This is a genomic window from Streptomyces sp. MB09-02B (assembly GCF_033794485.1).
GTDB lineage: Bacteria > Actinomycetota > Actinomycetes > Streptomycetales > Streptomycetaceae > Streptomyces.
On the sequence record NZ_JARGEE010000468.1, the window covers coordinates 1 to 6,460 of the forward strand.

At 70.2% G+C, this 6,460-nt stretch carries 5 protein-coding genes and 1 pseudogene; 1 reads left to right on the top strand and 5 read right to left on the bottom strand.

Translation table 11 applies throughout. The features are described 5' to 3' along the window. Window positions 1-109 precede the first annotated feature (109 nt). The 4 genes and pseudogenes from P1P70_RS38105 to P1P70_RS38120 form a co-directional block, all read right to left on the bottom strand. Window positions 110-655: pseudogene (locus P1P70_RS38105) on the bottom strand (ABC transporter ATP-binding protein); the annotation flags it as partial. 213 nt (window positions 656-868) lie between these two features. Then, a complete protein-coding gene (locus P1P70_RS38110; RefSeq protein WP_319245939.1) occupies window positions 869-2,317 on the bottom strand; it encodes a tannase/feruloyl esterase family alpha/beta hydrolase in 1,449 nt (482 codons plus the stop codon). A gap of 161 nt (window positions 2,318-2,478) precedes the next feature. After that, a complete protein-coding gene (locus tag P1P70_RS38115) occupies window positions 2,479-4,368 on the bottom strand; it encodes an AMP-binding protein (RefSeq protein WP_319245941.1) in 1,890 nt (629 codons plus the stop codon). 243 nt (window positions 4,369-4,611) lie between these two features. Then, entirely contained in the window at window positions 4,612-5,856 is a 1,245-nt protein-coding gene (locus P1P70_RS38120; RefSeq protein ID WP_319245947.1) for a PucR family transcriptional regulator, read from the bottom strand. Between the two features lie 23 nt (window positions 5,857-5,879). Here P1P70_RS38120 and P1P70_RS38125 point away from each other — a divergent pair, with 23 nt between their 5' ends. Then, window positions 5,880-6,113, top strand: coding sequence for a hypothetical protein (locus P1P70_RS38125; RefSeq protein WP_319245943.1), 234 nt, complete (start codon window positions 5,880-5,882; stop codon window positions 6,111-6,113). Window positions 6,114-6,137: 24 nt separating this feature from the next. Here P1P70_RS38125 and P1P70_RS38130 read toward each other — a convergent pair whose 3' ends face one another. Next, window positions 6,138-6,458 (bottom strand): helix-turn-helix domain-containing protein, encoded by a 321-nt coding sequence (locus tag P1P70_RS38130; protein ID WP_319245945.1) that lies wholly within the window; start codon window positions 6,456-6,458, stop codon window positions 6,138-6,140. Between the last annotated feature and the right edge of the window lie 2 nt (window positions 6,459-6,460).

Sequence of the window (6,460 nt, forward strand, 5' to 3'; positions counted from 1 at the left end):
GGGCGGAAGCCGGGGTGGGGGCGGCGGCGACGGCGGACAGGTGTTGGCCCTCGCCGTGGCTGTGGCGCTGGTGCTGGTCTTGGCGCCTGCCTTGGCTCCCGCCTTGGCGCTGGCCCTCCTGGACCGGTACGTCGCTGAGGTAGGCGGCGCGCATGACGTCCTCCAGGTCGTTCTCCTCCAGCGCGAGGTCCGCGACCCGGAACCGCCCGATGATCACCTTGAGGGCCTCGTGGACGGTGGGCGCGTCTTCCCCGACCGGCCCGAACACGACCCGCGGCCCTTCCCGCCGCAGCACACCGATACCGGCGAACCCGGGCAGCGGGACAGGACCGCCCGCCCCTTCACCCTGGTCGACGACCTCGACGACCTCGACGCCGTCGGCGGATACGACTACTGGGACGGGTTCGCCCACTGCCACGGCTTCGACGTCGGCCGGGTCGGTGAGGGTGGCCCGGACCTGCCAGGTGCCGCCGAAACGCTGCCGGATCTCCTGGAGGGAACCGTCGAGGACGATCCGGCCGTGGTTGATGAGTACGACGCGCTCGGCGAGGCGTTCCACCTCGGTCATGTCGTGGGTGGTGAGCAGGACGGTACGGTCGCGCTCCTCGACCTGGTGCCGCAGGAACCGCCGTACCTGCTCCTTCACGACCACGTCCGTCGAGGGCGGTGTCGTAGTCCACGTCGCCGACGTTGCCCGGGTTGTAGCGGCTCCGCCGAGCTCCCCTCGGTCCTCGGCCATGGAGCCCGCTGGCGGCGAGCGACCATGAGAGCGGGCATCAGCCTCTCCACGATGAAACCCCCAGGTCGAAGACGTGGGGGTTTCACGGTCATCTTCCGGTGGTCCGTGCCGGCCGAGACGCTCAGCGCGTCACTGGCGGCCGGTGCAGCGGAAGTTGGCGGCGTCGTTCGTGCTGCCGTGTCCGTCGTAGCGGGCTACGGCCGGCCACCGGCACAGCGGCCTGCTCATGGGCCCGTTCTCGGCGCGCAGTGTGGTGGGGGCCTTGCCGTGTTCGACCCACTTCACCAGGGCCGCCAGTGGGTCGGCCGGGGCGGCGCCGGAGCCGCCCCTGCAGTGGCCCACGCCGGGGGCCGCGAAGAGGCGGGCGAACTTCTCGGTCCTCGCCCGGCCGCCCATCGCGGCGGTGACCTGCTCGTAGTAGCTGGTCGTTCCCTGGGGAGGGATCAGCTGGTCGGCCAGGCCGTGCCAGAGGAGCAGTTTGCCGCCGGCGGCGCGGAAGGCGCTCAGGTCGGGGTCGTCCGTGCCGACCACGGGGCCCCACTCCTGACGGGAGCGGTCGAAGTAGTGGGTGAAGTTGGCCATGGTCAGGCGGTGCCAGTCGAAAGACGGGTCCTTCGCCAGCCAGTAGGTGAACCAGCCCGACGCAAGGGGCGTCGGGACCCCGTCGCCGTTCGCGGTGGCGGCGAGTCTGGCGAACGAGGCGCCGGGCAGGATTCCGTACCACAGGCGGCGACCGTCCGGGCGTCGCGGCCCGTCCCAGATCTTTTTCACCACGGCCGCGTCCTTGGCCGTGATCGTGCCGCAGGGGGTCACGGTGCCGACCAGCGAGGTGGGGTTGAAGCGGCAGGTCCGGGGGTCCGCGATGACGCCGTCGGCTACACCGTCCCGGCTGTCGCACGCTGCTGTGACCGCCTTGTTGACCGCGTCGAACTTGCACGAGGGCACGAAGTCGTCGAGCTCGTGCATCACGACCTGGGGCCACATTGCCGCGGGGAGGAACCGATCCGCCTGGATCGCCGGCGCGCCGGCCAGGATGCCGTCGTAGTCGCGGGGCCGGACCTGCGCTTCCTGAAGACCTTCCCTGCCGCCGTTCGAACAGCCGTTCCAGTACGAGTAGGTGGGCGACGTCCCGTAGAACGCCTGGGTGACGGCCTTGCCCTTGACAGTCGTCTCGTGCAGCGCACGCGAGAGGAAGTCGTTGATCAGGGACGCGTTCATGCCGGTCGGGGACCAAGCCCAGGAGGCGTCGCTGGAGTCGGCGGTATGGCCGGAGTCGGAACCCGCGGCGGCGTAACCGGTCTTCGCCGCGCTCTCCGTGTCCGGGACGGAGCCGTTGAAGCCACCGCCTCCCACCCCTTGGAAGCGCCCGTTCCAGGTGGCGACGGGCAGTGACACGCGCATGTGGATGTTCTGGGGAACCAGCAGTTCGACGTTGCAGATCACCGGAGTGGTGGTGGTCTGCGAGGCGCTGGTGACCGTCGTGCCGTCCGGAAAGCGCAGAGCCGTGAGGCTCTCGCAGGACCGGACCGGCTGGCCGGGTCCTGTGTTTGCGGCTGCGCTCGCCCCGTGGACCGGCATGGCGCAGAGCCCTGCCGCGAGGATCAGAGATCCGGAGATCGCGAGTCGGCGTCGGGCGGGGCCTCGCGGGGATGGTGCATGCTCGGCGCTGCCGGCTGAAGGCTTCCACTTCATGCCCGCTCACCTCCCTCTTTCTGTCTTGGCTGGGCGGATGGGGCCGGTCAGCGGTCGGCCGGCTCGTGGATGTCGGAGGGGATCGGGTCGGCGTACAGTGCGGCGATGTCCGCGTCGTACTTCTCGGCGACCTTCTGCCGCTTGAGCTTCAAGGTGGCGGTGAGTTCATCGCTCGTCGCGTCCCAGTACGCCGGGATCACCCGGAAGCGCTTGACCTGCTCCACGCGTGCCAGCCGGCTGTTGCCCTCGGCCACCGCGGCTCGCAAGACGTCGATCAGCAGGGGGTTGCGGGCCAGGGAGCGCGGGTCCGGCTGCAGCCCGTGCCCGGCGGCGAAGGCCGCCGCGGCCTCGGCGTCCAGGACGAGCAGCGCGGTGATGTAGGGGCGGCTGTCGCCGATGGCCACAGCGGTGCCGATCAGGGGACTGGCGGTGGTGAGGGCCGTCTCGACCGTGACGGGCGAGATGTTCTTGCCCCCTTCGTTGATGATCAGGTCCTTCTTGCGGTCGACGATGGTCAGGTAGTCGTCCGCGTCGGACACGATGACGTCGCCGGTGTGGAACCAGCCGTCTCGGTCGAAGGCTTCGCGGGTCCGGTCGGGGTCGTTGCGGTACCCCTTCGCCACCGACGGCCCCCGCACCAGGAGTTCGCCGTCGGCGGCCCGGCGTGCTTCCAGGCCGGGCAGCAGTGTGCCGATGGTGCCGAAGCGTGCCCGCGCGGGCGGGCTGACGGCACCGAAGCAGCTCAGCTCGGACATGCCCCAGCCCTCGCAGATGGGGACGCCGAGCGCCGCGAAGAATTCGAGGGTCGCCGGCGGGGTGGGTGCCGCGCCGGTCACCGCCCACCGCACCTGGTCCAGCCCCAGACGGGACCGCAGGGCGGACAGGACGCCGGCGTCCGCCTCGGCATACGCGGCGGAGAGCTCGTCGTGGACCGGCTTGCCCGCCTGCAGCAGGCGCGTACGCCTGAGGCCTGTCTCCAGCGCCGCCCCGACAGCCCCCCGCCGGGCCGCGTCCGGCTCGTTCTCGATGCCGAGCTCCACGGCCTGCTTGATCTTGTTCCAGACCCTGGGGACGGCGCACCAGATCGTCGGTCGGCAGTCCGGCAGCGCCTTGCCGATCTCCTTGATGTCGGGCACCACGGTGACCTGCACACCGAAGATCGCCTGTGCGTACAGGCAGGTGAAGCGGTCGACGATATGCGCGGAAGGGAGGTAGGAGGTGGTCCGGTCGCCGAAGCGGAAGTCCACTACCTTTGCCACTCCCGCGGCTTGGGCGAGCAGGTTGGCGTGCGTGATCTCCACGCCCTTCGAAGGGCCGGTCGTGCCCGAGGTGTAGATCAGGGTGAGCACGTCGTCCGGCTGGACGGCGCGCCAGGCCGCGTCGAAGTCGAACGAGGTGTTCGCCCGGCCCCGAGCGCGGAGGGTTTCCAGGCTGAGGGTGCCTTCGGCCGGCTTCGCTTCGTCGCCGTACGTCAGGGTTTCGTCGTCGGCGGCCCTGGCTTCCTCGCCGCCCGCCGGGACTTCGTCGCCGTCCACCAGGATGAGGTGCTCGACGGCCACACCGGATTCTCGGACGACGGGGAGGTACTGGGTCTCGCACACCATCACCCTGCTTCCGGAATTGCGCAGGACGTGGGCGAGTTGGGCGGCCGGCAGGGTGTTGTAGACGGAGAACGGTATGGCGCCCAGGTGCTGGGCCGCGAGGTCGACAGGGAAGAACTCGACCCGGTTGGTCATCATCAGCGCGACGGTGTCACCACGCCTGACTCCGAGCCCGGCCAGGCCGGCCGCCAGGAGGCGCACGTCCTCGGCGAGGGCCCGCCAGGTGACGGTGCGCGTCGCGCCCACGGTACGCAGGGCCACCACGTCGGGCGCGACGACTGCCGTGCGCTGAAAGGCGTCGCAGAGCGTGACGAACATGGGTCTGGGGTCGGTCATCTGGATCAGTTCCCGTCGATCGGCTTCGTACCGGAACTCACGCTCGACAGACCCGACGCGCACCCCTACGGCGGCGCCGGCAAAGCCGCGACGTGAGCGCGCGGGTTCGACGACGGCAACGCTAGGCATCCGTGGCGCGCAGGACATCGGGCATGACGCCCAACAATGCGACCGCCGCATTGTGATCGGATCACATAGCTGTGGAGAGAGGCGATCAAGCCTCCACCTGTGAAGGTGACCGGGTCACACCGCGGTGCCGGAGCCGCCTCCGAACAGTCTGATCGCGATCAGCAGCTCCTGGAGGTCGGCGAGCCTGCGCAGGTCGCACCCCGTCCGTTCCTCGACACGGGCCAGACGGTGATGTGCGGTGTTGATGTGAACACCTAGTCGCTGGGCCGCGGCCTTCACGTTGAGATCGTTGGCCGCGTACTCCTCCACCGTTCTGATCAGGGTGCCGTCCGTCCGGGAGTCCTCGGCCACGAAGGTACGGAGCGCCGCCGGCACCATCCGTGCGGCGGTCTCGTCCGCTCGGAGGGTCAGATAGTCGAGCACACTGAGATCGGACAGGCAGACGACGCCACCGTCCGGCGGCAGAGTGCCGAGCGCGGAGACCGCCTCGTGGTACGCCTTCCCCAGATCGGCGACGGTGTCGTACCGCGTGCTGACGCCCACTGCCAGCCGTGTCCCCTGGCCGGCGAGCGTCCGCCAAGCCGTCCTCACGGATTCCCCGGACACACTGCCCACCCTGTCGCGCAGCGCCCGCACGATCACCATCTCGTCCTGCCGCAGCACGGTCAGCGCACGAGCCGGGTCGCCCGCGGCCTGCCCGAGGAGCGAGGCGGCGGAACGCAGACTGTAGGGGTCGCCGACGGGACCCACGGGCACCGCGACCACCACGGCACACGGCGTATCGGGATGCAGCCCGGCCTTCGTGGCCGCGGTCAGCCGTGGTCCCGGCGCCGGCTCCCGCCCCGCGATCAGGTCTTCGAGCAGGTCCCGACGCACCCGGTCGCCTTCCACGGCCAGGAACTGTTCCTCGTCCAGATAAGCCCGGGCCGCGACCGTACTGCCCCGGTTGATCAGTTCCATGACGAGTCCGCACGCTTCCAGCGCGACGTCACGCCCGCCGGTCGTGTGCACCGCCCAGTCGGCGATCGCCTCCCACATCACGCGGTGCGCGATGCGCAGCGCGTGCATGAAATCCACCAGGGGCATACCCTGCCGTGCCCGCCGCGCGGCATGCGGGCGGACGAACGCCACGTCGTCGTCCGTGACCGGTCGGTCGCGGGCCAGGCTGACACTGAGCACGTCGACCGCCTCCGTCACGTGGGCCACGACGTCGGCCAGCAGCGCTTCGTTCACGAGGGCGGCGTAGCCGGGAATCTCCGTCCGCATGGCCTCCAGAGCCGCCTCGGCCAGTGACTGCCGCTGAGCGGCGATGATGTCGGCCACCTCACTGAGGGCGGCCACCTGACCTGATCGGCGCATCACGGCCTCAGCCTAGGGGAGCCATGGCGTCGGTGCGCCGCGAGATCCCCGGGATGAACCAACGCTCGGTAAGGCCTGATGACGCCGACATCGACTTCGTTTCTTCGGCACCGGCGGATCCCGCCATCGGCGGCGACCTGCCGGGCGGAAGCCGTGGTGCGCCTACCGTGAGTGACGGCGAGCCGTTGTCGAGTCCTGAGCTCCGCACGCAGTTCATGCTGGTCAGGGCGCTCGCTCATACGGCGGAAGCACGGTGACGTGTGCACACCGAGGCTACCTTTTCAGGGCTTCGGGTGGGTGGTGTGGGTGCGCCGGTGGTGGTCGTAGTCGCTGGTGTGTTCTTCGGCCCAGTTCTGCAGGTGTTGCAGTGCGGCGGTGGCGCCGCGGGCGAGGTCGGTCAGGGCGTACAGCACCGTCGGGGGACGGCTGGCGTGCACGGTGCGGGTGATCAGTCCGCCGGTTTCGAGGTCGCGCAGGGTCTGGGCGAGCATCTTGTCGCTGACGCCGCCGGCGCGCCGGCGCAGCTCGGACCAGCGTTGCGGGCCGTCGATCAGGTCGACCAGGACCAGGGTGGCCCACCGGGCGGTGACCAGGTCGAACAGCT

Bases quoted from the DNA above. Each gene is read 5' to 3' on its own strand.
- P1P70_RS38120 (WP_319245947.1), bottom strand. From the start codon at position 5,856: ATGCGCCGATCAGGTCAGGTGGCCGCCCTCAGTGAGGTGGCCGACATC.
- P1P70_RS38115 (WP_319245941.1), bottom strand. From the start codon at position 4,368: ATGACCGACCCCAGACCCATGTTCGTCACGCTCTGCGACGCCTTTCAG.
- P1P70_RS38110 (WP_319245939.1), bottom strand. From the start codon at position 2,317: ATGCCGGTCCACGGGGCGAGCGCAGCCGCAAACACAGGACCCGGCCAG.
- P1P70_RS38125 (WP_319245943.1), top strand. From the start codon at position 5,880: ATGGCGTCGGTGCGCCGCGAGATCCCCGGGATGAACCAACGCTCGGTA.